The sequence below is a fragment of the Sphingobacterium sp. UBA5670 genome (genome assembly GCF_002420705.1).
Classification (GTDB): domain Bacteria; phylum Bacteroidota; class Bacteroidia; order Sphingobacteriales; family Sphingobacteriaceae; genus Sphingobacterium.
The window spans coordinates 369210-394945 of record NZ_DIIM01000018.1; the positions used below are offsets into that span (position 1 = coordinate 369210).

General features: G+C 41.5%; 22 protein-coding genes and 4 tRNA genes. 17 read left to right on the plus strand and 9 right to left on the minus strand.

Features of this window, described 5'->3' with window-relative positions:
• The first annotated feature begins 146 nt into the window (after positions 1–146).
• From B3C94_RS15820 to B3C94_RS15860, 9 genes are all read left to right on the plus strand, one after another.
• Positions 147–2315: a M1 family metallopeptidase gene (locus B3C94_RS15820; protein ID WP_293905349.1), complete on the plus strand. Its 2169-nt coding sequence runs from the start codon at positions 147–149 to the stop codon at positions 2313–2315.
• 59 nt (positions 2316–2374) lie between these two features.
• A complete protein-coding gene (locus tag B3C94_RS15825) occupies positions 2375–3130 on the plus strand; it encodes a UDP-2,3-diacylglucosamine diphosphatase (protein ID WP_293905350.1) in 756 nt (251 codons plus the stop codon).
• Positions 3112–3702: a Crp/Fnr family transcriptional regulator gene (locus B3C94_RS15830; protein ID WP_293905351.1), complete on the plus strand. Its 591-nt coding sequence runs from the start codon at positions 3112–3114 to the stop codon at positions 3700–3702. Before B3C94_RS15825 ends, B3C94_RS15830 begins: the two co-directional genes overlap by 19 nt.
• Before the next feature lie 66 nt (positions 3703–3768).
• Positions 3769–4098, plus strand: a complete 330-nt coding sequence (locus B3C94_RS15835) for a DMT family transporter (protein ID WP_293905353.1) — start codon at positions 3769–3771, stop codon at positions 4096–4098.
• Positions 4099–4196: 98 nt separating this feature from the next.
• Positions 4197–5270, plus strand: coding sequence for a peptide chain release factor 1 (prfA, locus tag B3C94_RS15840; protein ID WP_293905354.1), 1074 nt, complete (start codon positions 4197–4199; stop codon positions 5268–5270).
• 73 nt (positions 5271–5343) lie between these two features.
• Positions 5344–5417 (plus strand) — tRNA-Asp (locus B3C94_RS15845).
• 59 nt (positions 5418–5476) lie between these two features.
• Positions 5477–5553, plus strand: a tRNA-Asp gene (locus B3C94_RS15850).
• A gap of 31 nt (positions 5554–5584) precedes the next feature.
• Positions 5585–5658 (plus strand) — tRNA-Asp (locus tag B3C94_RS15855).
• A 24-nt stretch (positions 5659–5682) separates the two neighbouring features.
• Positions 5683–5759, plus strand: a tRNA-Asp gene (locus tag B3C94_RS15860).
• Between the two features lie 62 nt (positions 5760–5821).
• Here B3C94_RS15860 and B3C94_RS15865 read toward each other — a convergent pair.
• The 3 genes from B3C94_RS15865 to B3C94_RS15875 form a co-directional block, all read right to left on the minus strand.
• Positions 5822–6046 carry a (4Fe-4S)-binding protein gene (locus B3C94_RS15865; protein WP_293905355.1) on the minus strand — a complete coding sequence of 75 codons (225 nt, stop codon included), beginning with the start codon at positions 6044–6046 and terminating at the stop codon, positions 5822–5824.
• A gap of 48 nt (positions 6047–6094) precedes the next feature.
• Complete coding sequence (locus B3C94_RS15870) at positions 6095–7336, minus strand: MFS transporter (protein WP_293905357.1); 1242 nt, start codon at positions 7334–7336, stop codon at positions 6095–6097.
• 374 nt (positions 7337–7710) lie between these two features.
• Complete coding sequence (locus B3C94_RS15875; protein WP_293905358.1) at positions 7711–11757, minus strand: glycoside hydrolase family 2 TIM barrel-domain containing protein; 4047 nt, start codon at positions 11755–11757, stop codon at positions 7711–7713.
• A gap of 391 nt (positions 11758–12148) precedes the next feature.
• On the opposite strand from B3C94_RS15875, the gene B3C94_RS15880 reads away from it, so the two are divergent.
• Positions 12149–12721 carry an RNA polymerase sigma factor gene (locus tag B3C94_RS15880; protein ID WP_293905359.1) on the plus strand — a complete coding sequence of 191 codons (573 nt, stop codon included), beginning with the start codon at positions 12149–12151 and terminating at the stop codon, positions 12719–12721.
• Positions 12722–12736: 15 nt separating this feature from the next.
• Positions 12737–13852 carry a S1 family peptidase gene (locus B3C94_RS15885; RefSeq protein ID WP_293905360.1) on the plus strand — a complete coding sequence of 372 codons (1116 nt, stop codon included), beginning with the start codon at positions 12737–12739 and terminating at the stop codon, positions 13850–13852.
• 230 nt (positions 13853–14082) lie between these two features.
• On the opposite strand, the gene B3C94_RS15890 is transcribed toward B3C94_RS15885, so the two are convergent.
• The gene (locus B3C94_RS15890; RefSeq protein WP_293905361.1) at positions 14083–14718 is read right to left on the minus strand and encodes a peroxiredoxin; all 636 of its coding nucleotides are present in this window, start codon (positions 14716–14718) and stop codon (positions 14083–14085) included.
• A gap of 471 nt (positions 14719–15189) precedes the next feature.
• Between B3C94_RS15890 and B3C94_RS15895 the strand changes: the two genes are divergently transcribed.
• Positions 15190–16326 (plus strand): acyl-CoA dehydrogenase, encoded by a 1137-nt coding sequence (locus B3C94_RS15895; RefSeq protein ID WP_293905362.1) that lies wholly within the window; start codon positions 15190–15192, stop codon positions 16324–16326.
• Positions 16327–16518: 192 nt separating this feature from the next.
• On the opposite strand, the gene B3C94_RS15900 is transcribed toward B3C94_RS15895, so the two are convergent.
• The 5 genes from B3C94_RS15900 to uvrB all read right to left on the minus strand — a co-directional run bounded on the left by B3C94_RS15900 (position 16519) and on the right by uvrB (position 22314).
• Positions 16519–16923 (minus strand): hypothetical protein, encoded by a 405-nt coding sequence (locus B3C94_RS15900; RefSeq protein WP_293905363.1) that lies wholly within the window; start codon positions 16921–16923, stop codon positions 16519–16521.
• 11 nt (positions 16924–16934) lie between these two features.
• Complete coding sequence (locus B3C94_RS15905; protein ID WP_293905364.1) at positions 16935–18185, minus strand: glutamate-5-semialdehyde dehydrogenase; 1251 nt, start codon at positions 18183–18185, stop codon at positions 16935–16937.
• On the minus strand, positions 18182–19213 hold the full coding sequence (gene proB / locus B3C94_RS15910; protein WP_293905365.1) for a glutamate 5-kinase: 1032 nt from the start codon (positions 19211–19213) through the stop codon (positions 18182–18184). The genes B3C94_RS15905 and proB overlap by 4 nt, the downstream gene beginning before the upstream one ends.
• A 330-nt stretch (positions 19214–19543) precedes the next feature.
• Positions 19544–20149, minus strand: a complete 606-nt coding sequence (locus B3C94_RS15915; RefSeq protein WP_293905367.1) for a porin family protein — start codon at positions 20147–20149, stop codon at positions 19544–19546.
• 131 nt (positions 20150–20280) lie between these two features.
• Entirely contained in the window at positions 20281–22314 is a 2034-nt protein-coding gene (gene uvrB, locus B3C94_RS15920; protein ID WP_293905369.1) for an excinuclease ABC subunit UvrB, read from the minus strand.
• Positions 22315–22598: 284 nt separating this feature from the next.
• Between uvrB and upp the strand changes: the two genes are divergently transcribed.
• The 5 genes from upp (at position 22599) to B3C94_RS15945 (ending at position 25598) form a co-directional block, all read left to right on the plus strand.
• Complete coding sequence (gene upp, locus B3C94_RS15925; protein ID WP_293905371.1) at positions 22599–23246, plus strand: uracil phosphoribosyltransferase; 648 nt, start codon at positions 22599–22601, stop codon at positions 23244–23246.
• A gap of 104 nt (positions 23247–23350) precedes the next feature.
• Positions 23351–23824 carry a ribonuclease H-like YkuK family protein gene (locus B3C94_RS15930; RefSeq protein ID WP_046672303.1) on the plus strand — a complete coding sequence of 158 codons (474 nt, stop codon included), beginning with the start codon at positions 23351–23353 and terminating at the stop codon, positions 23822–23824.
• Between the two features lie 51 nt (positions 23825–23875).
• Positions 23876–24478: a nicotinamide riboside transporter PnuC gene (gene pnuC, locus B3C94_RS15935; protein ID WP_293905376.1), complete on the plus strand. Its 603-nt coding sequence runs from the start codon at positions 23876–23878 to the stop codon at positions 24476–24478.
• 23 nt (positions 24479–24501) lie between these two features.
• A complete protein-coding gene (locus B3C94_RS15940; RefSeq protein ID WP_414712687.1) occupies positions 24502–25035 on the plus strand; it encodes an AAA family ATPase in 534 nt (177 codons plus the stop codon).
• A gap of 152 nt (positions 25036–25187) precedes the next feature.
• Entirely contained in the window at positions 25188–25598 is a 411-nt protein-coding gene (locus B3C94_RS15945) for a BrxA/BrxB family bacilliredoxin (RefSeq protein ID WP_293905378.1), read from the plus strand.
• The last annotated feature ends 138 nt before the right edge of the window (positions 25599–25736 follow it).

Sequence of the window (25736 nt, forward strand, 5' to 3'; positions counted from 1 at the left end):
GCTAACACCCAAACACCTGCATAAAAGCGAATAACTAAACAAAACATGAACCGCTCATAGTAGCATTAAACACATTTCTGCACAGCATATTTTTATAGCAAGCGAAATTTTTTTAGATTTATTCAAATCTTGAAAATACTATAACCATGTTCAAAAAAGTCGTATACCTCACTTTGTCCATTTCCATTCTTCAAATTGGAATAAGCGAAGCCCAACAACTCCCTATAGATCAACAATATCGATCCACCCCCACCAAGATTAATAATCTTGTCCATACCAAACTCGATGTACGTTTTGACTATACAAACCAATTTCTGAATGGCAAAGAATGGGTCACTTTACAACCCCATTTCTACCCAACAGATTCCCTTCGCTTGGATGCAAAAGGCATGGATATTAAACAGGTATCTTTGGTCAATGGTGAACAGATGATCCCCTTGAAGTACAGCTATGACGATCATTCTCTTTTGATCAAGCTGGACCGCAATTATCTTTCAAATGAGAAGTATACCATATACCTCGATTATACCGCAAAGCCCAATTTATTGAAGGTGCAGGGCAGTGCAGCAATCAACGATGCAAAAGGGCTTTATTTTATCAATCCAGATGAGCGTACGCCAAACAAACCGCGGCAGATATGGACGCAAGGCGAAACCGAGGCATCATCAGCCTGGTTCCCGACAATTGATCGCCCCAACCAAAAGACTACCGCAGAAATCTCCATGACGGTGCTCGACAACTATGTCAGTCTATCGAATGGCGCACTGAGCAGTCAGCGTAAAAATAATGACGGTACGCGTACAGATACCTGGAAAATGGATCTGCCCCATGCTCCATACCTTTTCATGATGGCCGTTGGTGATTTTAAAATCTATCAGGACAAGTACAACAATATCCCAGTTGACTATTACCTGGAGCCGAAATATGCACCTTATGCAAAAGACATTTTTGGTAAGACACCGGCCATGATGGACTTTTACAGTAAAACCTTAGGTGTTCCCTACCCTTGGAATAAATATGCACAGATCGTGTGTCGCGATTATGTATCTGGGGCTATGGAAAACACCAGTGCAACATTACACGGTGAACATGTACAAAAGACGAAACGCGAATTGTTGGACGATAATCAAGAGGGGACGATTGCCCATGAACTGTTTCACCAGTGGTTTGGTGATTTGGTGACTGCCGAGTCCTGGTCCAATTTAACCATGAACGAATCTTTCGCTACTTTTGGCGAGGTTATCTGGCGTGAGCACGACGGCGGTAAAGACCGTGGTGATAAATCAAGATTTGAAAAGCTTCAATCTTACCTAAAATCTACCAAAAATGGTAAGAGTCCTACCTTAGCCCGTTATTATTATCACGACAAGGAAGATATGTTTGATAATATCAGCTACGCCAAAGGATCATTGATTCTTTATGCGCTTAAGGAGCAAATGGGTGATGTGGCCTTCTATCAGTCACTGAAAAAATACCTAACGGAGAATTCTTTCAAAACGGGCGAACCGCAGCAGTTGCGCCTAGCGATGGAGGAAGTAACTGGGAAAGACTGGGCCCCCTACTTTAATCAATGGTATTATCAGGGCGGACACCCCATTTTAAAAATTACAACAAGAAATGCTGAAAATAGTTTACTGCTCAATGTAGCCCAAGTGCAGGACTCTACAGTCCAGACATTCCAGGTTCCTTTGGTTGTTGATGTCTATACAAAAAATGGTAAGATCAGACAGACTTTCCAGCTCAACAAGCGCAATGCCCAATTTATGATTCCCTTACCTGCTGCTGTTGAATTTATTGATATCGATCCCGAAAAAACACTCGTTGGCCAAATCCTTATCGACAGATCAGATGCCGATTACCTGTATCAATATGAACATGCAGCATCATTTGCCAACCGCGTAGGTGCAATTGCCTACGCCTCAAAAAATCCGACAAATACCATCAGCCAGCAAATCTTGACAAAAGCATTGGCAGATACCGATGCGGACCTTGCTGCAACTGCAATTCAAGGTCTCGACCTTAGTAATCCGACCGTGCGTAAATCAACAGAGAAAACCATCTTGGCACTTGCGGAGAAATCGGAGGCTTCCGTTATACGGGCTTCTGCCATCCAAAAGCTAGGAAAAACAAAGGACAAAAAGTATAAAAATATCATTTTAAATGCTGTCACCGACAAATCCTATATGGTTATCGCAAGTTCGATCATGGCGATCAAAGAGAGCTACCCTGATCAGCTTCAACAGTCACTCAAGCGAATTGATCCCGATGCTACGGAATATCTAAAGGCACTTATCACCGAATTGTCTAAATCATAGCAAAATATATTGTGGAGGCGAATTTTGTATTCGCCTCCATTTTTTTTAGTTTTGGGCACATGTCAACAAGAACAAAAATCTATTTTGCCTCCGACTTCCACCTTGGATCCTATCCTTTGGAACGCTCACGTGAAAGAGAACTGCACATTATTCAATGGCTGGACCAGATCAAAATAGATGCAAAAGCACTCTACCTTGTTGGCGATATCTTTGATTTTTGGTTCGAGTATGCGACTGTGGTTCCCAAAGGCTACATACGCTTTCTTGGCAAATTAGCCGAAATTGCCGATCTCGGTATTCCCATCACCTTATTTAAAGGAAATCACGACATGTGGATGTTTGATTACCTCAAAAAGGAATTAAATGTCCGGATCATCGACGATGAGCTAGAATTACAGCTCAACGGCAAGCATTTCTATATACATCACGGAGACGGGCTGGGCTCGGGAGATTATAAATATAAACTGCTGAAGAAAGTATTTCGAAGCCGCCTCTGCCAATGGTTATTTGCGCGATTACATCCAAATCTTGGTATCGGAATTGCTACACGCTGGTCCAAACATAGTAGACTTTCCAATAACGAGGACGAAAAGTTTCTGGGCGAAGACAAAGAATGGCTAATTGGCTATGCCAAGGAGCTTGAGGCCAGCAGACATCACGATTACTATATATTTGGCCACAGACACCTTCCTTACGATGTTACGTTGAATCCCAATAGCCGTGTCATCAATTTGGGCGAATGGATCAACTATCATACTTATGCAGTATGGGATGGTGAAACTTTACGTTTGGAAAAATGGGCGAGCAAATCCTAATTTCTTTATCAGATTGCCTGAATGGTTATCACTTTCTTACGCCAGAAAGCGCTGCAAAATTGGAGCAGGTCAGTAAGAAAATCACGGCGAAAAGAAATAGCCTATTGATTGAACAGGACAAAATTCAAAAAGACATCTACTTTCTGGCTTCGGGATTAGCGCGCGTTTATTACGAAACACCTAATAGGCAAATTACCCTGGATTTTGTCTCACCCGGTGGAACACTCATATCCATGAATAGTTATGTCCATGATACCCCGGGCTATGAAAATATAGACCTTTTGGAGGACAGTGTTGTTTATCAAATAGACCAAAAACAACTTTTTGACCTCTATGAAAGTGATATTGCTATTGCCAACTGGGGAAGAAAGATGGCTGAACTGGAATTCATTAAAGCCGAGCAACGAACCATGTCCAAGCTGTTTAATACTGCCCAGGAGCGCTATGCCGAGTTACTTCAAAAATACCCTCAATATATTCAACGGATCAAACTAGGATACATCGCCTCCTATCTCGGTGTCAGCCAGGTTACGCTCAGCCGAATTCGCGCAAATATTCATACAAATTTTTAACATTTGTAAAAATTATTATCGGCCAAAAGCTGGAACTTTGTACCAAAATAAAAAATAGAAAACGATATGAACTGGATATTTTTAATATTGGGCGGATTATGTGAAATTGGTTTCACCACTTGTCTGGGTAAAGCAAAAGATGCGACCGGAAGCGGACAATGGCTGTGGTACGGCGCTTTTGTGGTTTTCCTATTTGCGAGCATGGGCTTATTGATCAAAGCAACACAGACACTTCCTTTAGGTACAGCTTATGCGGTATGGACGGGAATAGGTGCAGTGGGAACTGTTTTAATGGGGATCATCTTCTTTAAGGAACCCGCAGATTTCTGGCGCATATTCTTTATTTTCACGCTGATTGCTTCCATCATAGGACTAAAAGCAGTTTCCTCTCATTAATAGCAGGCTAGGTAGTTTAAAAGCAACAAAATTTCCTTACTTTTGTACACTCAATAGTAATCTAGGTCATACATTCCTAGAAGAAGCATTTTTGATATATGTTAGATAAATTACAAGCGATAAAGGAAAGATGGGAAGAAGTGGAAGCTGAGTTGAGCAACCCTGAAACCATGCAAGATATGAAACGTTTTGCCAAATTGAATAAAGAATACAAAGATTTAGGCAAAATCGTGGACCAATACCATATTTACAGAAATATGGTGAGCAATATTGACACCAACAAGGACATCATCATGAACGAGAAGGATCAGGAACTTCGTGAGATGGCCAAAGAAGAGTTGGATCTTTTATATGTAGCCAAAGAAGAAAAAGAGGAAGAAATACGTTTAATGCTGATTCCGAAAGATCCAGAAGATGCGAAAAATGCCATTATCGAGATCCGTGGTGGTACGGGCGGTGATGAAGCAGCCTTATTTGCGGGTGATCTTTACCGTATGTATACACGCTATTTCGAAACCAAAGGCTGGCGCAACGAGGTAATGGATGTTACCGAAGGAACTTCTGGCGGTTATAAAGAGGTGATCCTAAAAGTTATTGGAGATGATGCTTATGGCCAGTTGAAATACGAATCTGGCGTGCACCGTGTCCAACGTGTTCCGGATACCGAAACACAGGGTCGTGTACATACATCTGCTGCATCGGTAGCTGTTCTTCCTGAAGCCGAAGATGTGGATGTTGAAATCAATCCAGGTGATATTGAGTTACAGACATCCCGTTCGGGTGGTGCCGGTGGTCAGAACGTCAACAAGGTAGAAACCAAAGTACAGTTGACACATAAACCGACAGGTATCGTTGTCGTTTGTCAGGTAGAACGCTCCCAATTAGCCAACCGTGAGTTAGCCATGGAGATGTTGCGTAACAAACTCTACGAGCTTGAACTGAACAAAAAGAACGGCGACATCGCGGCAAAAAGAAAAACGTTGGTATCTACTGGAGACCGTTCTGCGAAAATTCGTACCTATAACTACCCACAAGGTCGCGTAACTGAACATCGTATCGGAATGACGATGTACAACTTACCAGCAATTATGGATGGTGATATTCAAGGAATTATAGATGCATTGCAGTTTGCGGAGAATGCAGAAAAGATGAAAGAAGGTCAAGTAGACTAGTTTTTTTTCAAAAAATCTTTGCAGATACGTAAACAAACGCTATATTTGCACACCTTCTGAGGAGAAGGGTTGAGGTCTGGTAGTTCAGCTGGTTAGAATACATGCCTGTCACGCATGGGGTCGCGGGTTCGAGTCCCGTCCAGACCGCTTCAAAAGAGAGAGAAATCTCATACGTTCTTTAACAAATTAAGTTTTTAAGATTTTTAGGTCTGGTAGTTCAGCTGGTTAGAATACATGCCTGTCACGCATGGGGTCGCGGGTTCGAGTCCCGTCCAGACCGCCAAAAATTATTAAAAACAATCCTTAAGATTTTAGGTCTGGTAGTTCAGCTGGTTAGAATACATGCCTGTCACGCATGGGGTCGCGGGTTCGAGTCCCGTCCAGACCGCTAAAATTTTAAAAACACATTGTTGGTCTGGTAGTTCAGCTGGTTAGAATACATGCCTGTCACGCATGGGGTCGCGGGTTCGAGTCCCGTCCAGACCGCCAACAAAAAAAGCATCATTTATAATTAAATGATGCTTTTTTTTTGCCTTAACAATACACAGCTATTATTTTTTTAATTCGTACTGAAGAGCTCCCGAAGGGCAATGCCTGATCTGTTCAATCAATTCAGCCGTACTCGCATTTTGGGCTATAATCCAGGGTTTATCTTTCGGATGATACACATTCGGCAGACTCTTCACACAAACTGCAGCATGAGCGCAGCGTTCAGGTATCCAAAGAACGGTTATCTCTCCATTTGGATGTGGGTAGCGAATTATTTTTTCTTCCATAATACAAATCTCTCTTTCAGGGCTAATAACAATAAAGACAATTTTGTTTTAAGAATCGGCACGTCGTTTTCTGATCATATTGCTCACCCGATAGATCATAAAGATACCAACGACAGAAAGAAGAATGACGATTAATCCTAAGGTGGGGTAATGTTCCAAGGGACTTTCTTTTGTTTCTTGGACAATGATTACACCTGCTAGTGAAGCAGCCACACCACCTGCTAGCTGCTGTAAGGACGAACTGATACTCATAAAGGCACCTCGATCTTTCATCTCCGGAACAGCAGTAATCAAGGCCGAAGATGGTGTCATGCGGCTCAAAATACCCGCCATCATCAAAATATTTAAGATAACAACGATATAAAACGGCGTAACTCCCAAGTTTGTATAAATAAATACAACGACCATAAGCCAAAGCGAAGCAAAGGCAAAAATCTTAAACTTATCGTAGCGATCACTTAATTTACCCACAATAGGCATAATGATCAAGGAGGCAATACCCGAAATCATAAACAGCATCGGCAGCTGTTCGTGGCTTACATTTAAGTTATTGACGGCAAAAGCACTTCCAAAAGGCATCATCATATAACCGCCGATAGACAACAAAGCCGTTGCCATAAAGCCGACACGATATTCTCGCTGCGAAAAAGTCAACCACAGATGCTTCAGCGCAGATTGATGTTTCTGAAGACCGATATGTGCCGTAATAGGAATGAGTTTGACCGCTATGATAATCACAATAATCAAAGCCATTACTGCAATCCACAGGAAGGCACTATGCCAACCCCAATTATTTGCAATATATAATCCGATGGGGATACCCAGGACTTGACTTGCACCGAAGCCCATCTGCACAAACCCCATCACTCGTCCCCTTTGCTGAAGGCTAAAGATGTCGGTAATAATAGCCATAGAAATCGAACCGATAACACCGCCAAACAGCCCCGTGACGATTCGTGCAGCAACCAAAGTCCAGTAATCGTTGGCAAAGCTACAGCAGAACGTCCCTATAATAAAACCCGAATAAAAAAATAACAGTAGTTTCTTCCGGTCAAAACGATCGGCAAATCCCGCTGTCAGCAGACCCGAAGCACCAGCACTAAAGGCATAAGCCGAAACCGCAATACCAAATTGAGCTGGTTTGAGATCGATCGCTTTCATCAGGATATCCCCCATCGGTGACATCACCATAAAATCAAGCACGACGGTGAATTGTGTCATTGCCAATAAAAACACCACAAGTTTTTGATAGGCCGTAAAGGGGGCGTTATCAAGTTTATTTATTTCCATACTCTCCGTATTGCTTCGGTTTAAACTGGCCTAAAAATACAGAAGTGCGCGAACATTCTTTGTAATAAGTTTGCAAATTTCTACGAGTTCCCTTTTGCCTTCTTGACGATCGTATTGTTAACGATGCCGCTCGAAATGCTGCCTTTTGTACACCTATCTATGGGAGCAGAAGAAAGCATCCCGCAACAAAACCTTCATGATTTCGCAGACACCAACAGCCATGAAGCGGGCTGAAGTTCCTTCCGGTTAATAACCGAGCGTAGCAAGCTCATTAATATCTTAATGAAAAATACGAATCAATAACATCAGACACTTTAAAAAAAAGCCAGCATCTGTTTCGACAGATGCTGGCTTTTGATCCGATATGAAGCTACTTATTCAGCTATAACAGCAAACTCAGCTCCAGAGGCATAATCATCACCACGTTGGGAATTAAGTCCAGTAAAACGAATATAACGTCCTTTTACAGGTTTCTCAAATCGAATAGTTTTCAATTTTTTGCTTCGTTCAAAAGATCCCGACATCACATCCTCCCAATTCTTGCCATCCTTGCTCACCTGAATCTTGTAATCCTTAATATCGCCATTCGGCCCATCCTGTCTTGGCAGAAAAGTGAACCCTTTAATCGTTTTGATACTCGCAGCATCAAAATCAACCCAATGCGGATATTGTGCCACAGTAACCGAATACATGGTGTGCCAGATCGAAGATGGGTCTCCATCCAATAGGTTCTTGGCATCACCTTCACCAGTTTCCTGACTTGAAGCAAAGACAACCTCCATTGGAATAGTCTCGATTTTTGTGTATTGCTGTGTTACCTTTAATTTCTCGTTATGCTGATACCAAGCAGTTACGGTACCACCAGTACGCAAATCAAAAGGGGCTTTATAGATCGTTGCCTTCCCATTGTTCAGACTATATACAACAGGTTCATTCTGATTACCAGACAAAATAGAAACTTCACCGTTTGAACTTCTTGCCAAAGAAATTGGCGCATCGCCTGCGGTTGCTACATGCGCTTTCTCCATCACATCATCCTGTTGAATCGGGCGGATAATAAAGCCTATTGCAGTGGGTACTGCTTTCACACGATCTTTGTCCAATGGCGGCCCTTGTCCACAGCTATTGCCTCCCAGCCCGGTTACCGCAGCATCGAGATGCAGGTGTACTCCCGAACTTTTTGGCAATTGATAAGGATGTGGTGCAAAGGTCAACTCAAGCTCACTATATGCCAAAGCCGAGGTCGCTAAATGTTCTTTCGCAACAAAGATAGCCCCTTGTCCCGCACTGTTTGTCAATGCTGTCCAGCGTACATCCTCGTTGTTGCTCATATTTTGTGGATTAGGCCACGGCACAAACTGGTCTTTTATCGTACTTCTGTGCAATTCAATAAACTGAGCCGTCTTGCGATCTGCATAATTATTGATCGGCCCACGTCCATAATAACTATAATTACCGTATTCAGCAGGTAGCTGCAGAGAATAACCTAATCGGGCTAAAACGACGCTCGCATTATTGGATGTAATACTCGATGAAAGCTCAATAGATCCATCCTTGTAGACTGTCCAGATCTGATTGCTTGTAAATTTAAAGTCGTCCTTACCAAAAGGTTTGTCCGTATGCTCTTTGAGGGTGTAAGTTCCCGAAGTTCCGCCCAACAAAGACGCACCATAAGGAGCCTGCGATTCAACTGTAAACGCCAATACAACTGTTCCATCTTTTTTGGTATAGCTGTTTGAAGACAAAACCTTATGTTTCAGATTATGCAGTCCTTTTTCAAACCATTGTTGATAAGCCCAGTTATCATTGTCAACCGGAGCACGTAGTGCATCCAATTTAGGACCTTCGCCATCGCGGATAATTTGTTTACCGGCATAAGTTAGATTATATATCGAGCCAGTTTTATTGTCAAACTTCGCGATAAAATGATCTCCCTTCACGACCTGTAAATCGCCTTCTTTGGAAAGCTCCGGAGTTTCCCCTTGCGCAACAGATGAAATCAGCGGTTTATTTTCAGCAGCTTTGACAAAAAGCTGTTCCTCCATCTGGACGAAACCCTTTGTTGCCCATGGTCTATCTTCATTGAGAATAAACTGCACTTTCACAAAATATTCCGATCCCGCATCTAACTGCGCATAATGTATTGGCAATACAAGCTGCTTGCGTTGGCGCGCTTTGGGCAAATCCGCTGTACTGATAGTGCTTTTGCTATTCGTTACTTCTACGCCATCTTTGAATAACGACCATTGTACCTGATAATCGGATAGGTCCTTAAAATAATTTTTATTAAATAGTTCGATTTTACCCTGCTGCATATCAACAGCCTTTACACCTGCATTTTGGTAAACCTTTTTCACCTCGTAATACTGCGGTTTAGGCTTCATATCGGCAAAGATCAACCCATTATTGACAAAGGTTCCGTCATTGGGTTTATCCCCAAAATCACCACCATAGGCTAGGAAGCGTTCGCCGGTCTTTTTATCATAATAGTACATCGCCTGATCGATCCAATCCCAAATGGCGCCGCCCATAAAGAAATTTGTCGATTCGATGGCTTCCCAATAATCAATCAAGTTACCGACAGCATTTCCCATCGAATGTGAATATTCTGAGATATGGAAAGGATATTTCAATTTGTAAGTACCTTTTACAGCGCCTCTTACCCAGTCAATTGACGGATATTGGTTGGACCCCATATCTACGATTGCATTGTTACGCTCGTATTGAACAGGTCTTGATGTATCAATTTTCTTGATAGCCTGATAGGCTGCCACAAAATTATCGCCGGGACCGGCTTCGTTTCCTAAAGACCAAATGACGACAGCCGGATGATTGATGGTCGAATGCACCATTTCGATATTACGGGCCACATGTGCATTCTTCCATTCAGGAACATGCGAGAGAGATTCTTTTCCATAATAATACTCATGACTTTCGATATTGGCTTCATCCTCCAGATAAATCCCATATTTATCGCACAGGTAATACCAATACGCAGGTTCCGGATAATGCGAATTACGAACGTGGTTGATATTGGCCCTTTTCATCAATTTTACCTCAGCTTCCATCTGTTCTCTCGTCACCACTTTACCATGCTCAGGATTGGTCTCGTGCCGGTTGACACCTTTTAATTTGACTGTTTTGCCGTTGATATAATAATAACGACCAGCTAGACCAAATTCATCATCAGCGGCTTTGGTATCTTTTATCTCAACTTTTCTAAATCCGACGTAGGTTGAAATAGTCTCAACCGTTTTGTTCTTTTTATCCTTCAATTCAGCCACCAAAGTATACCGATAAGGTAATTCGGCAGACCATTTATTCGGATTTTGAACATTCAATGTCGCGGCTACGCTATTAGAAGCCTGACTGCCCAGCGGAGGAACAAGTGCCGATGCCTCAGTTTGGTCTACAAGCGTATTTTCGTCACTATACAATTTATTCTTATAGAGTGAATATAGCACTTTATAGCCTTCAGCCTGTTTACTGCCTAGATTTCGTACCGCGCTGGTAATTTTCAAGGAACCATTTTCATAGTTGCTATCCAAATCTGGAATAGCCGCCAGATCACGGATTTGCACTTTTGGCGTTGAAGTCAGGGAAACATCGCGAAATATACCGGGCAATCTAAACATATCCTGATCTTCCAAAAAGGAAGCATCGGAACTACGATAGACTTCAACTGCCAACACGTTTTCAGCTCCCTTTTTCAAGTAAGCCGAAATATTGAAAGAAGCTAAATTTCTTGAATTTTTAGAAAAACCAACGTATTTTCCATTTATCCACAGGTAGAAAAAAGAATCTACCCCATCAAAATTGATAAATACCTCGCGGCCGTCCCAGTCAGCGGGTACTGTAAAATTGCGTCGATAGGATCCTACTTCATTACGATAAACATAGGTTGTCCAATCCTGCGCCGGTGTACGCATTACCCCACCCTTCCAATCATCGATCTTTACCTGATGATGAAAGATAACACGCTGATTGGTATAAATAGGAACGCCATACTTCAAGCTTCCATCCTTTTGTATCCCATAAATATTCCAGCTCATGGGTACCGGTACCGATTCCCAGCCATCGACATTATAGGTAGGATTATAAAAATCCTTTGGCCGCTCCTCCGGAGTCTTTACCCAATTGAATTTCCAGGATCCATTGAGCGAAATCCAATAGTTACTATGCTCGGGAAGTACTTTTCGGGCACTTTCTACGTTTTGAAAGGAGAAGAACGACGCATGCGGCAGTTCTTTATTCAGTGATAATAATTGAGGCGATTCCCATTCATTCCCTTTTGGAGACTGTGAAGCGCCATACTGGAAACCGTCGATAGAAGGCGTAATCGTTTGTCCTATCGTAACAGTCGTGTCCAGTGACAGCAATGAGGCTAGAATCGTTGAAAAAATAACAGATTTTCTTAACATAATGTAATTAAGCAATTTAGTCCAGGAAACCAAATGTAACTTCATTTTGTAGCAATAACAAGCAGATTATGAAAGCACTCGATTGCGAAACTTTTTCGATACAAAAAACTGGCAATTTACAGCCATTTTGCGTTTTGAAATTGCTTAAAAGATCGCAATGTAGAGATGGTAGATAAAATAGCCTGCACATAAAATGAAACAGGTCAGCATGGACGCTCTGACTCAAAAACAGCAACTGATTTCAATAAAAACAAATGCTTTCGGTTTCAAGGAATAAGCCGTATTTTTGGGGATAGATTTCGCTTTAAACAAATAAAAGTTTACGTTTGAAAATATTTCGAAGAATTTTATTTTTCAAAGGGTTACAATTTAAGCATTAAGGTATTAATAGGTGAGTAAATTCAGTAAATCAGTCCTGCTAGAAAATGATGAGCAAATCATTGAAGGCATCAAAGACGGCAACAGCTTGGCGATAGATGCTATCTATAAGCGATACTATCCGTCCATAAGCCATATGATATTGCAGAACAACGGAAGCGAGGATGAAGCGAAAGATATCTTTCAAGAAGCTGTGATTGTGCTCTACGATAAGGTTTCCAAAGGGAACTTTGAGCTCAGCAGCAAGTTAAAAACATATCTTTACTCGATTTGCAGAAGGCTTTGGCTTAAGCAACTCAATCGTGCTGGTTTTGGCAACAGTGACATTAGCGGTTATGAAGATTCCTTATTTGAAGAAGAAGATCTACAACAGCATCAAGAACTTGAAAAAAAGTTCGATCAAATGGAACTAGCCTTAGAGAAAATGGGAGAACCTTGTAAGACCATCTTACATGATTTCTACATCTTAAACCATTCGATGCAGGACATCTGTGAAAAATTTGGTTATACCAATACAGATAATGCCAAGACTCAGAAGTATAAATGCCTACAACGGCTGAAAAAAATATTTTTTTCAACAGATTAAAATTTGAGTAACACCATGGGAACAATGAATCAAAAAGAATTTTTCGAATTAGCGGATCAATATCTTCGCGGCGAATTATCGGCCGAGGACAAAGCTACATTTGAGTCTTTTTGTGCTGAACACCCCTCCTATGCTGCCCAATTACAACAACACCGTGACTTTATTGCCAATATGCAAGAAACTAGCCATCGTCTAGATTTCAAAAATGCATTAGCGCAATCAGCAAAAGAATACCACAAAACCCAAAGTAAGGCTGCCAAGGTTGTCCCAATGAAGCAATCAACAGTTATTTCACTTTGGGAACGTATCAAAGCAAGTTCTTTGGTGGCGGCAGTGGTAGCGGTATTTGCAGTATTTGGCACATTATGGCTGAGCGGTTATTACAGCAACCTCGAGAAAGCATCTTCCGATTACAGTGCATTACGTAGAGACATGAACAATGTCAAAAAGAACGTCAACGCACACAACGCTGCAATCAGGGATATTAATGACAAAAAATCAATAAAGGGCACCGAAAGCCAGTTTGGCGCAACAGGATTTATGTTGACAACAGATGGCTATGTCGTCACCAACTACCATGTTATTAGTGGGGCTGATTCTATCTATTTACAAAATAGTAAAGGCGAATCGTATAAAGCGCAAATCGTACATACCGATCCAAGCAAAGACTTGGCAATTTTATACATCGCAGATAAGACCTTTAAGAAAGCTAAAAGTTTACCTTACACATTTAAAACATCGACTTCAGATCTTGGCGAAGATATTTATACGATCGGCTTTCCTCGTGACGAAGCAGTATATGGTCAGGGATACCTAAGTTCGTCAACAGGTTATGCCGGTGATACCATCGCTTATCAGATTTCCGTACCTGTCAATCCAGGTAACAGTGGCGGTCCGGTATTGGATAGCAGAGGTAATGTGATTGGTATTATTTCCGGAAAACAACGTGGCATAGATGGTGCCGCCTTTGCAATCAAAACGAAATCAATCTTAAATGCTTTAGCGGATATCCCAAGTGATTCACTGGTTACGGGCCTTAAGATCAACAAAAAGAACAGCTTGGCTGGTTTACCACGAACCGAACAAATCAAAAAGATGCAAGACTATATTTATATGGTCAAAGTTTATTAAGACCGGCATCTTTTAGCAACATAAAAAAGCAACGTTTTCCCGACGTTGCTTTTTTTTATACTTTGATCTTTAGCTAACTTCTCTTCATTTGACCTCACATACCACTTCCGACTTACCGGACTGTTATAATGCAATGGAGGCTTTTGGACAACAGAACAAATACACCCCCGAAATAGAAAAAGGTCAAACTCGAATAGCGTTTGACCTTTTTCTTCTAATCCGTCTTATTACTATAAGTTTGGCTGCGGCGTAGTCCGCAAATACGGTTTAATTTCTTTAAATCCTTTTGGGAATTTAGCTGGAATATCTTCCGTTTTAATCGCAGGGACAACAATCACGTCTTCACCATGCTTCCAGTCAGCAGGCGTTGCTACCTGATAATCCGCTGTTAACTGCAAGGAATCAATCACCCGCAAAATCTCATCAAAATTACGGCCAGTAGATGCCGGATAAGTCAATGTCAATTTGATCTTTCTATCTGGACCGATAATGAATACCGAACGTACTGTTGCTGTAGCTGAAGCATTTGGATGGATCATATCATACAATTCAGAAATATGGTGGTCTTCGTCAGCGATAACCGGAAAATTCACCTCTGTATTTTGTGTTTCATTAATATCCTTGATCCAATTCAGGTGATCATTCACATTATCAACACTTAACGCAATAGCTTTCACTCCTCGTTTGTCAAACTCAGATTTCAATTTGGCGGTACGGCCAAGTTCCGTTGTACATACAGGTGTATAATCAGATGGATGTGAAAAGAATACCACCCAGCTATCTTTGATATAATCGTGAAAGTCTATTTCACCAATGGTTGTTTGCGCTTTAAAATTTGGCGCTTCATCTCCTAATCTTAAACTCATAATCGTATTTTTTAAATGTGTTTAAATCATATAGTCTACAAATATAGTAGATTAAATTTAGCAAACAAGCAATTCTTCATTTTTTTAGATTAAGATGAAAAAACTAAACTCAATCCAATTGAAAATAAGGATTTTACAACTATAAACAAAATGGAAAACCAATATGGTCCTTTATATTTATTCGCTGGAGAGACTTACTTTCTCGGCAAATACATATCCAGATAAAACGATAATAGATGCCCTAATCCACCCATTATTCACCAAAATACTTATGATGAATACCTATAGTAGCTTAAAAAGTAATTTACCAAATTACTATGCTTGCATAATATATATTATGTATATTTGAGTATGGTGGTACACCGATCTCATAAAATAATTGTGAGTTGGGAGAAAACTTTTTGATAGCAAAACTTATTAAATATATCAGTTATCGGCTTGGTAACTGATGAACCAAAAAACTAAAATGCCATGAATTTTGAATTAAGCGAAGAACATAAAATGATCCGCGACGCAGCGCGGGAATTCGCCCAGGAGCTAAAGGCTGGGGCAATCGAACGCGATGAAGCTGCAAAATTTCCAACAGATTTTGTCAGGCAAATGGCCGAATTAGGATTTATGGGCATCATGACCCCGGAAGCTTATGGTGGAGCTGGCATGGACACTTTGGCCTATGTTCTTGTGCTCCAAGAAATTGCCAAAATTGACGCCTCTGCGGCCGTTATCGTATCCGCCCACAATTCCCTGGTATTATATGGACTCAATGCTTATGGTACAGAGGAACAAAAACAAAAGTATCTAATTCCTTTAGCAAAGGGTGAGAAACTTGGCGCTTTTGCGCTATCAGAGCCTGAGGCTGGTTCGGACGCCTCCTCTCAACATACAATTGCCGAAGATAAGGGCGATTATTATCTGCTCAATGGAACAAAAAATTGGATTACCAATGGAGGGCACGCCGACATATACCTCGTTATTGCACAGACTCATCCCGAAAAAGGGCACAAAGGCATTAACGTGCTTATCGTAGAGAAAGGTTTACCGGGCTTTACCATTGGGCCAAAGGAGAACAAATTGGGTATCCGCAGTTCTGACACGCATTCTCTTCTATTTTCTGATGTTAAAGTTCCGAAAGAGAATCGCATTGGAGAAGATGGCTTCGGGTTCAAATTTGCGATGAAAACACTCGATGGCGGCCGTATTGGCATAGCTGCTCAAGCCTTGGGAATTGCTGCTGGAGCCTATGATCTCGCACTTGCTTACTCCAAAGAACGGAAGACCTTTGGAAAACCTATCTCGGATCATCAAGCCATTCAGTTTAAATTGGCGGATATGGAAGTCGATATTGAAGCCGCAAGACTCTTGACCTACAAAGCTGCCTGGACAAAAGATCAGGGGCTCCCCTATGGAAAAATAGCGGCCATGGCCAAATTACATGCCTCTGAGGTCGCTATGAAACACACGGTAGAAGCGGTTCAGGTGCATGGGGGGTACGGCTATGTCAAAGAATACCACGTCGAACGATTGATGCGCGACGCAAAGATTACGCAAATCTATGAGGGTACATCCGAAATTCAACGCTTGGTCATTGCCCGTGAAATTCTACGGTAACGTTTCCGTTCAAAATCCCTTAATAAACAGGAGCTGTCAGTTCAATAACTGACAGCTCCTGTTTATTTTCTCTGCTCAGCGCAGCATCTTTCACATCACAACTGGAAGTCCCTACGGCACTTCAATAAATACCTCCTGTACCCAGGGTTTTCACTTCTTCATTCGTTGGACACAACAAATTGCCAAGCGTCATTATAGACTTTTCAATTTATTATCGATCATAGCTAGATACTGGTAATCTTGAAAAGCAAAACTGGCTGTTTCGGCCATAGCTAGATTCAAAATGAGCTTTGCTTTGCGGAGTAAGTTTTCCTGGCTACCATCCGTAGCATTCAACCCATCAAATAATAGGGTCAGTGCTAATGGATGTAATTGCTGTACCTGGAGATCTTCTTTAAGATATACCGCAAGTTCAGTCTCCGAAAGATTTATGAAGTAGTTTCTGCTCTTTTCAAAAAACTTCTCATAAGCTCCTTCAAATACAGCTGGATCGCTTGGTTCCGTAAAGGCATCATGCCCCTCCGTCCATATACGAAGAAATTTGCCTATTTCTTCAATCCAGTTCATCAATACATCTTTTTTAAAACTTAATCCCATTGTACCTTTGCTTATCGGATCTGTCCACTTCCACGGACAATCCATTTCTCTGTAACCAACTTTTCCAATGCAAATGGTCCCCGTGCATGTAATTTCTGAGTAGAAATTCCTATTTCAGCCCCAAGTCCAAATTCACCACCATCTGTAAAACGTGTCGATGCATTGGCATATACCGCCGCAGCATCCACAGTATTTAGAAACTGTTCAATATAAAGTTCATTAGAAGAGACAATACACTCCGAATGTTTGGAAGAATATTTTCCAATATGTTCCAGAGCTTCATCAAGTCCATCAACAGTTTTTATCGAACATTTCAAATCTAAAAATTCTCTTCCAAAATCTGCCTCTTCTGCCGCTTTTAAATTTGAAAAATTTTCACCTTTCAATAGCTCATAGGCAACAGGATCAGCAAAGACTTCAACTTGAGCTTCCTCCAGATAGGGAGCCAATCTAACTAAAAACTCTGGTGCAACATCCTTATCGACCAAAACAGTATCCAAGGAATTGCAGACCGAAGGTCTGGAAATTTTAGCATTAGCCACAATTTTAGCTGCCATATCCAGATCTGCAGTTCGGTCTACATAGGTATGGCATACTCCCGCACCAGTTTCGATCACAGGTACCTTCGCGTTTTCCCTGACAAAATCGATCAACGACTGTGACCCCCGCGGGATAATGATATCCACATAGGAGGTTGCCTCCAGCAATTCTGATACGTGCTTTCTATCGACAGGTAACAACTGTACAATATCCCTCGTAATACCATGTTCGTCCAAGATTCCATAGATGACTTTTAATAAAGCCGCATTGGTGTATTGGGCATCGGAACCGCCACGCAATAAACAAACATTACCCGATTGAATACATAAAGCAGCAACGTCAATAGTAACGTTGGGCCGCGATTCATAGATTACACCGACAACCCCGAGTGGGACGGTGATCTTTTCTATTTCCAATCCATTGGGTAGCACCTTTTTTAATAAGAGCTGGTCTGCTGGATCCGCTAACTGTGCAATCTGCTTCACACTGTCAGACAGACCTCTTAGACGATCGCCATTGAGCAGGAGACGGTCTTTTTTGGGATCTTCATCCGACATGCGGTCCAAATCACTTTTATTGGCTTGTAATATAGCCGATTCTTGTTCAACAAGAGCGGCTGCAATGGCATTCAAAATGGCTACTTTACTATCTGGGGCCAGCTGCTGCAACACTTTTTTTGCTTTGGCTGCTGCCTGAAGTTGTTCTACGATGGATTCACTCATAATAATACGATATCATTTGCATGCGCAATTTCTACATTCTTTTTACTTGACTGGGACAAAGCAGATGAATCCATCTTGGCCCGGGCCACGGCGACCGTTAAGCCTTCGAGATTAACAATATTCAAGACTTCTCCTTTTTCAAAATGTTCGACGATACGGGTTACGCCTACGGCGAGTAAACTCTTGTGTTTCAATAAGGCCTCTTCCGCCCCACGGTCAACCATTAATTCACCCTTGATCAAACTTCCGCTTGCAAGCCATTTCTTGCGGGAAGAGATCTTCTTGCTCTCTGCAAGGCACAGTGTTCCCGTTTCGTGCTTTATCGCTTTTTGGATTGCATCTTCGGTCTGCATGCTAAATATAACGACTGCAATTCCCATTTGATTAGCTAATCGGGCAAAGTTCAATTTCGAGGTCATTCCCCCCAGTCCCACCGACGATTTGTCCTTCCTTGCCAATCCCAGGATATCCCGGTCGATTGTTTCAATTTGCGGTATAATCTTGTTGTTTGTGTCCAATACTCCTGGGACAGAAGTGCTGAACAATAGTTTTTCGGCACCAAAGCCAACGGCAATCAAGGTTGCCAACTCATCATTGTCTGAAAACTTTAGTTCTTTATTACTCACTACATCATTTTCATTTGCGATTGGAATAACATTATTCCGCCACAATTCCTCGTATGTATTTTTCAATTGCAGAAATTGATCCCGATTGGAAAAATGATGTCTTTCACATAAGCTTTGAGCCAAAGAAATTTTAAAGGGGCGGAAATAGGTTGAATACGTATTGATCAGTATGGGGTTTCCAATTGCAGCTGCGGCCTTACGTTCTGATAACGTTCCCGTATAATTGGGCAGAAAACGTTTACCGGCAGCGACAGCACCTGAAGACACCAAGACAATATTGTATTTCTTTTGTAAGGAAGCAATTTGCCTAGCGATCTCCAAAACAATACGTTCATCAACTTCTCCCTCTTTCGTGGTAATAGAAGCCGATCCAAATTTGACAACGAGAATTGGCTTTTTCATTCTTTAGTATGTTTTAGTTTAGATTTGAGCACTAATTTACTGAGAAGAATTTGATTTTTGCAAAATATGTTAACAATTGAACAATATAATTCAACAGAAAAATTTGTGAAACAAGGCCGAATCTATTGGCCTGGGAGGCATTCGATCTGAAAGAAAAGAAATAATTGCTGCCGATCCCGGATGCCTATGAACATGACCTAACGATGGAAAACATAAGCTTGAGTGCACAAAAAAGCAGCAAATCCTATTATAAGGCTTCAAAAAAGACAGGTCCTTTCTAAGGCGAAATATTTGATGGAGTGCTGCTTCTCGTTAAAGATATATTGGTTGCTATTTTTTTAGTATTTGATGGAGGTCAAATCGTAAGCCAACATTGAACGTGCGATTATAGAGTTTTACATTTTCATTGACACTCATATCCTTCATCCCATAATTGGAGCCAATGAAGAAACCATAGCCCCCATTCCATTTGTAACCTAAGTTAAAACCCAAACCATAGTCTGAAGGGTTGGTCGTTGCATCGTAAAATTTTCCATCATTATTATTCATGGACATCTGGATACCATAATAAGGGCTCGCTGCTATATAAGCCCGCCCCTCTCCAATCGTCACATTATAGGCGATATTTAACGGAATATCGATTGCGTTCCGACGATAAGTCGTCCAATTATTTTCCAGAGTGTGCTTTGCTTCCATACCATTTTGGGTAAAGTTGACTTCAGGCTGAATAGAAATTCCGGCAATAAGAGGGATTTCAACAAAAACACCTGCTGTAATCCCCGAAATACTTCGAAAGCTATAATTGTGGGATCGCTTATTGGATACTAACGATCCAGCATTCGTGTACCCAGCATTTATGCCGTAGGAGATTTTGCTTTGGCAGAATGCCGTGGAAAGCACAAAAAACAGTATTATACTGCAGACTAAATGTTTCATATGTGGTCAATTTATTTACAATTGCCACAAATATGCAAGGCGGAATCTTAATTTAAACGCTATTTAGCGTTGTTTAACAAATCTTAATATTGATTAACAATAATTAATACATATTAACAGACCACCTTCCTTTAAGAAGGGAATCGCTCTTCATAGAGCTTCTCCAAGGAGAACATTTCATCACGATATTTCGCTGCTTCCAAGAAATCCATTTCTTTCGCTGCTTTATCCATTTTCTTACGAACATTATCGATTGCTTTCTTCAGATCCTTCTCGCTCAGATACTGCATCACTGGATCAGCTGCAATCGCCTGCGACGGATCAGGTTCAAAATAAATTTTAGGTTCAATACCCGAGAAATCGGCGACAGAAGTCTGCTCCAAAATCTCCTCTCTTGTTTTGCCGACCGTACGCGGTGTAATGCCATGCTCCAGATTATATTTCATCTGCTTGTCCCGACGCCGATTAGTTTCATCGATCGTCACACGCATACTGTCGGTCATTTTGTCTGCATACATAATAACCCGACCTTTATCATTCCGGGCAGCCCGGCCAATCGTCTGAATGAGCGATCGTTCGGAACGCAGAAAGCCTTCCTTATCCGCATCGAGAATAGCAACAAGCGTGACCTCCGGCAGATCAAGCCCTTCACGGAGTAAGTTTACCCCGACCAATATATCAAATTCCCCCAAGCGAAGCCCTCTCAAGATTTCCACACGCTCCAAGGTTTTAATTTCGGAGTGTATATAACGGACTTTTAAGTTCAGCTTGGTCATATATTTGGAAAGTTCTTCGGCCATACGTTTGGTCAATGTAGTAGCCAAAACACGTCCACCTTCTTTGATGGTCTTATCCACCTCTTCCAGGAAATCATCAACCTGATTGATCGCTGGCCGTACTTCAATAATTGGATCCAAAAGTCCTGTAGGACGAATGACCTGTTCAACCACAACACCTTCGGTCTGCTGAAGTTCATAGTCGCCCGGAGTCGCCGACACATAGATCGTCTGATTCGTCAGGGATTCAAACTCCGGAAAGTTTAAAGGTCTATTGTCCAAGGCAGCAGGCAACCTAAAGCCATGCTCTACAAGAGAAACTTTACGCGATCGGTCTCCACCATACATGGCACGCAATTGCGGTAAGGTCACATGGCTTTCATCAATAACCAACAAGTAATCCTCCGGAAAATAATCCAGTAAACAGAAAGGACGCATCCCCGGTTTCCGGCCGTCGAAAAAGCGGGAATAATTTTCAATACCCGAACAATAGCCCAGTTCACGCATCATTTCCAAATCATAGTTAACCCGTTCCTCCAAACGTTTCGCTTCCAGCATTAGTCCCTCCTCTTCCAGTTGCGTTTTCCGCTGCATCAATTCATCCTGAATGGCCCAGATCGATTCTTTGAATTTTTCCTTCGGTGTAACGAAGAGGTTTGCCGGAAAAAGAGCAAGATCTTCCATCTTGTTGAGCGTTTTACCTGAAATAGGATCAATCTCGCTCAGTTCATCAATTTCATCACCAAAGAAAGAAATACGAATGGCGTTATCCAGATACGCTGGAAACACGTCTACGGTATCGCCCTTTACACGAAAAGTACCGCGTTTAAATTCGGTGGTCGTCCGTGAGTATAAGATCTCCACCAATTTATGCAGGAAAGCATTTCTGGTGACCGTCATGCCGACGCCAAAACGAAAAATAGAACGGGAGAAGTCCTCCGGATTCCCCATACCATAAATACAGGATACCGAAGAAACAACAACAATATCACGGCGGCCTGACATCAATGATGAAGTCGTCGCCAAACGTAATTTTTCGATTTCCTCGTTAATTGCTAAGTCCTTCTCGATATAAGTATTGGTAGAAGCTATAAAAGCTTCGGGCTGATAATAATCATAATAGGATACAAAATAGTTAACCGAATTATTAGGAAAGAACTGTTTGAATTCACCGTACAATTGAGCCGCCAAAGTTTTATTATGGCTTAAAATCAATGTCGGCTTTTGAGTTTCCTGAATCACATTGGCCACAGTAAAGGTCTTACCCGATCCTGTCACCCCCAAAAGCGTCTGATATTGCTCTGCCTGTTCAACTCCGGCAACCAATTGCTTAATTGCTTCTGGCTGATCGCCGGTCGGCTTATACTCTGATGTCAATTCAAATTTCATATACTTCCTATTTCTTAAAGAAAACTATTTAGGCCTTTCCCAGCAAACATTGCACCAGTAATAGTTTGAGCCGCAAGCTCAAAACAGTTCTTTTAATCCGATGGTTTTGATCTGCAAACAGGACGATTTTTTCGACATGTGGTCCAGGCCATATCCAGCTATGGTCTAACACAAATTTACTAAAAATTTTACCATTTTACTGCAAACTATAATAATACCATAGATGTTATTACTTTCAATTGATTATTTATTATCTTTAGTTTAACTGAACTAGCACGCACGTCATGGTCACTATTCTATCTACCCAAAATAGCATCGCAAATCATTTTATCGCCGAGTTGAGAGATATCACTATTCAACAGGATCGCATGCGCTTTCGTCGGAACCTCGAACGGCTAGGTGAAATTTTTGCTTATGAAATTAGCAAGACGATGGCCTATACCCCTGTGGAGATTGAAACGCCATTGGGGGTAGCCAAGACACATCTCTTAATGGAACAGCCCGTACTAGCAACTATTCTCCGGGCAGGCCTTCCTTTTCATCAGGGATTGTTAAATGTATTTGATCACGCCGACAACACGTTTATTGCGGCCTATCGCCATACCAAAAAGAGCGGCGAGTTTGAAATTCACAAGGAATATGTCAATACCCCAAATTTAGACAACCGGACGGTGATCATCGTGGATCCCATGCTGGCGACCGGAAAAAGTCTTGTTTTATGCTGTAAGGATCTATTGGCCGAATACGACATCAAGGAATTGCATATTGTCGCGGCCATCGCTTCCGAAGAAGGACTAAACCACGTTCAGGCCTTTGTACCCAACGCACATATCTGGGTAGGTGATGTAGACCACGAACTGACCTCAAAAGCTTATATTGTGCCGGGGCTTGGCGATGCCGGAGATCTGGCCTATGGTGCAAAACATCATTAATGTGGATAAATTATTTAAAACTAAATTAACACTTAGATCATTGAAATTCAGTAAATTTATGTCAATGATGAAGTTTAATTTTTTTATATCTAATTTATATCGCTATGAGATGGCAAAAATACAATGGCGAATCCATTCGCTCCACGATTTTCGATGCTGTTGAGGAAGTCATTAAACGAGAAGATGCGCTAGGGAATAAGCTCAAGGTTTATATCGGCACCGATTCCCAAGTCAAAAGAGGCATCATCGACTTCGCGACAGTCATCGTCTTTCTCCGGGAACATAAAGGTGGATTTATGTTTATCCAACGGGACAAAAGGCACCACCGAATGAGCATTAAAGAAAGGATGCTGCTCGAAGTCCAAAAATCCATCGATATAGCCTATCAGCTCTGCCCCCTCCTCGAAAAACACAAAGTAGACCTCGAAGTCCACGCCGACATCAACACCAATCCAAATTTCCAGTCAAATGTTGCTCTTAAAGAAGCTATGGGCTATATTATGGGTATGGGATTTGTTTTTAAGGCCAAGCCCGAGTCATTTGCCAGTACCAATTGCGCCAATAAACAGGTTCAATAATTGACTATTGGATAGACTTTGTATATTTAGGTGTAATTTTTAGTACACCACATGCAGGATTTTTTTCAGCAGATTGCCAGTCAATTTGCCCAAACCCCTTGGCTCGAAGGGTTAGGCACCCTAACTGGCTTTCTTTGCGTCTATTTGGCAGCCAAACAGAATATTTGGAACTGGCCAATCAGCATCATCAGCGTAGGATCCTATGCAATACTGTTTTACGATGCCAGATTATACGGAGATACCGTATTACAATTCTATTTTCTCTCTACCGCGATTTACGGCTGGTATTATTGGATAAAGCGAAAAGAAGAAAAAACGAAACCGATCGTCAAAGCCAGCGGCAACCAATTGCTCCTCTGCTTCCTAGCCATCTTTGTCCTCACGATCTTCATCGGTTATCTTCTCGACAGCAAAACCAATTCTGATGTCCCCTATATTGATGCATTCTGCACTTCGGTCAGTTTTGTAGCCCAATTCCTGATGACAAGAAAAATTCTTCAGAACTGGCTTCTTTGGGTGTTTGTAGACATTTGTTATATCCCACTATACATACATAAAGATCTTATGCTGACAGCTGTGCTCTATTTTGTTTTCACAGTCATCGCCTGGAATGGCTACCGTGATTGGCAGAAAACCTATAAAAATTTTGTGTAATATTGCCTATCAAAACGATCGATGTGGGAAAAGAATTTATAAAAATTGCTGTTGTTGGTCCCGAGTCTACTGGAAAATCAACGATGGCACAGTTTCTTGCCAAAGAGTTTAAAACAGTATGTGTGCCCGAATATTCACGCTATTATTGTCAAAGCCTCAACAATAAATACACCTTACAGGACGAGGTCAATATGTTCTATGGGCAGGTGGCACTCGAGGAAGCACTGATTCCATTGGCTCAAGGACAGCTCCTCATCTGCGACACAACCTTTCTGACGGTAAAAATTTGGTCGGATCATCTTTTTGGTCATACGCCACAGGAAGTTACCGATAAAATTCAGCAACATCTCTACGACCTTTATCTCCTGATGGATATCGATCTGCCCTGGCAGGATGATCCGCTACGAGATTTTCCCGAACAGCGGGATCATTTTATGGAAATCTGGAAAGGTGAATTGACATCCCTTCATGCACAATATCGCATTATCTCGGGACTCGGTGAACAGCGTCTCGAAAATGGACTTCGCGCTGTAAAAGATTTTCTGACATTGATTTGAGACAAGTATCTTGACGAAGCTGCGTTTTACAGTTATATTTGTAGAAATAAAGAATAGCCCAGATCTGCATCGATTAAAATTGCCTGATCAATAGCGAAGTCTTTATGGTGTACAATTGAAATAGAATATTAACATTTTTACTAGAAGAAATAATGTATCCAGAATATTTAGTAACTCCAATGCGTCAAGAGTTAGTTGATGCAGGATTCGAAGAATTAAAAACACCTGAAGCAGTTGACAATGCAATCGCATCCGAAGGAACTGTTTTTGTGGTTGTCAACTCTGTATGTGGTTGTGCTGCTGCAAATGCACGTCCTGCTGCGAAAGCAGCTGTTAAAAACGAAAAACATCCCGCTAAATTAGTGACTGTTTTCGCAGGTATGGAAACTGATGCAGTTAACACTGCACGTAATTACATGTTGCCTTATCCTCCATCTTCTCCAGCAATGGCTCTATTTAAAGACGGAAAATTGGTACACATGATTGAAAGACATATGATTGAAGGTCGCCCGGCACAAATGATTGCTGATAATTTAGTCGCAGCATTTGAGGAGTACTGCTAATCACGTATTTTGATTTTTGAATAAAAAGGCTTTCCAAGTTATTTGGAAAGCCTTTTTTGAATATTGGATAATTCGTATTCTCCTTACTTTTGCTGCACGTCCCCTTTCAAAACTTTACAGATGGTCTCCTGTCCGAAC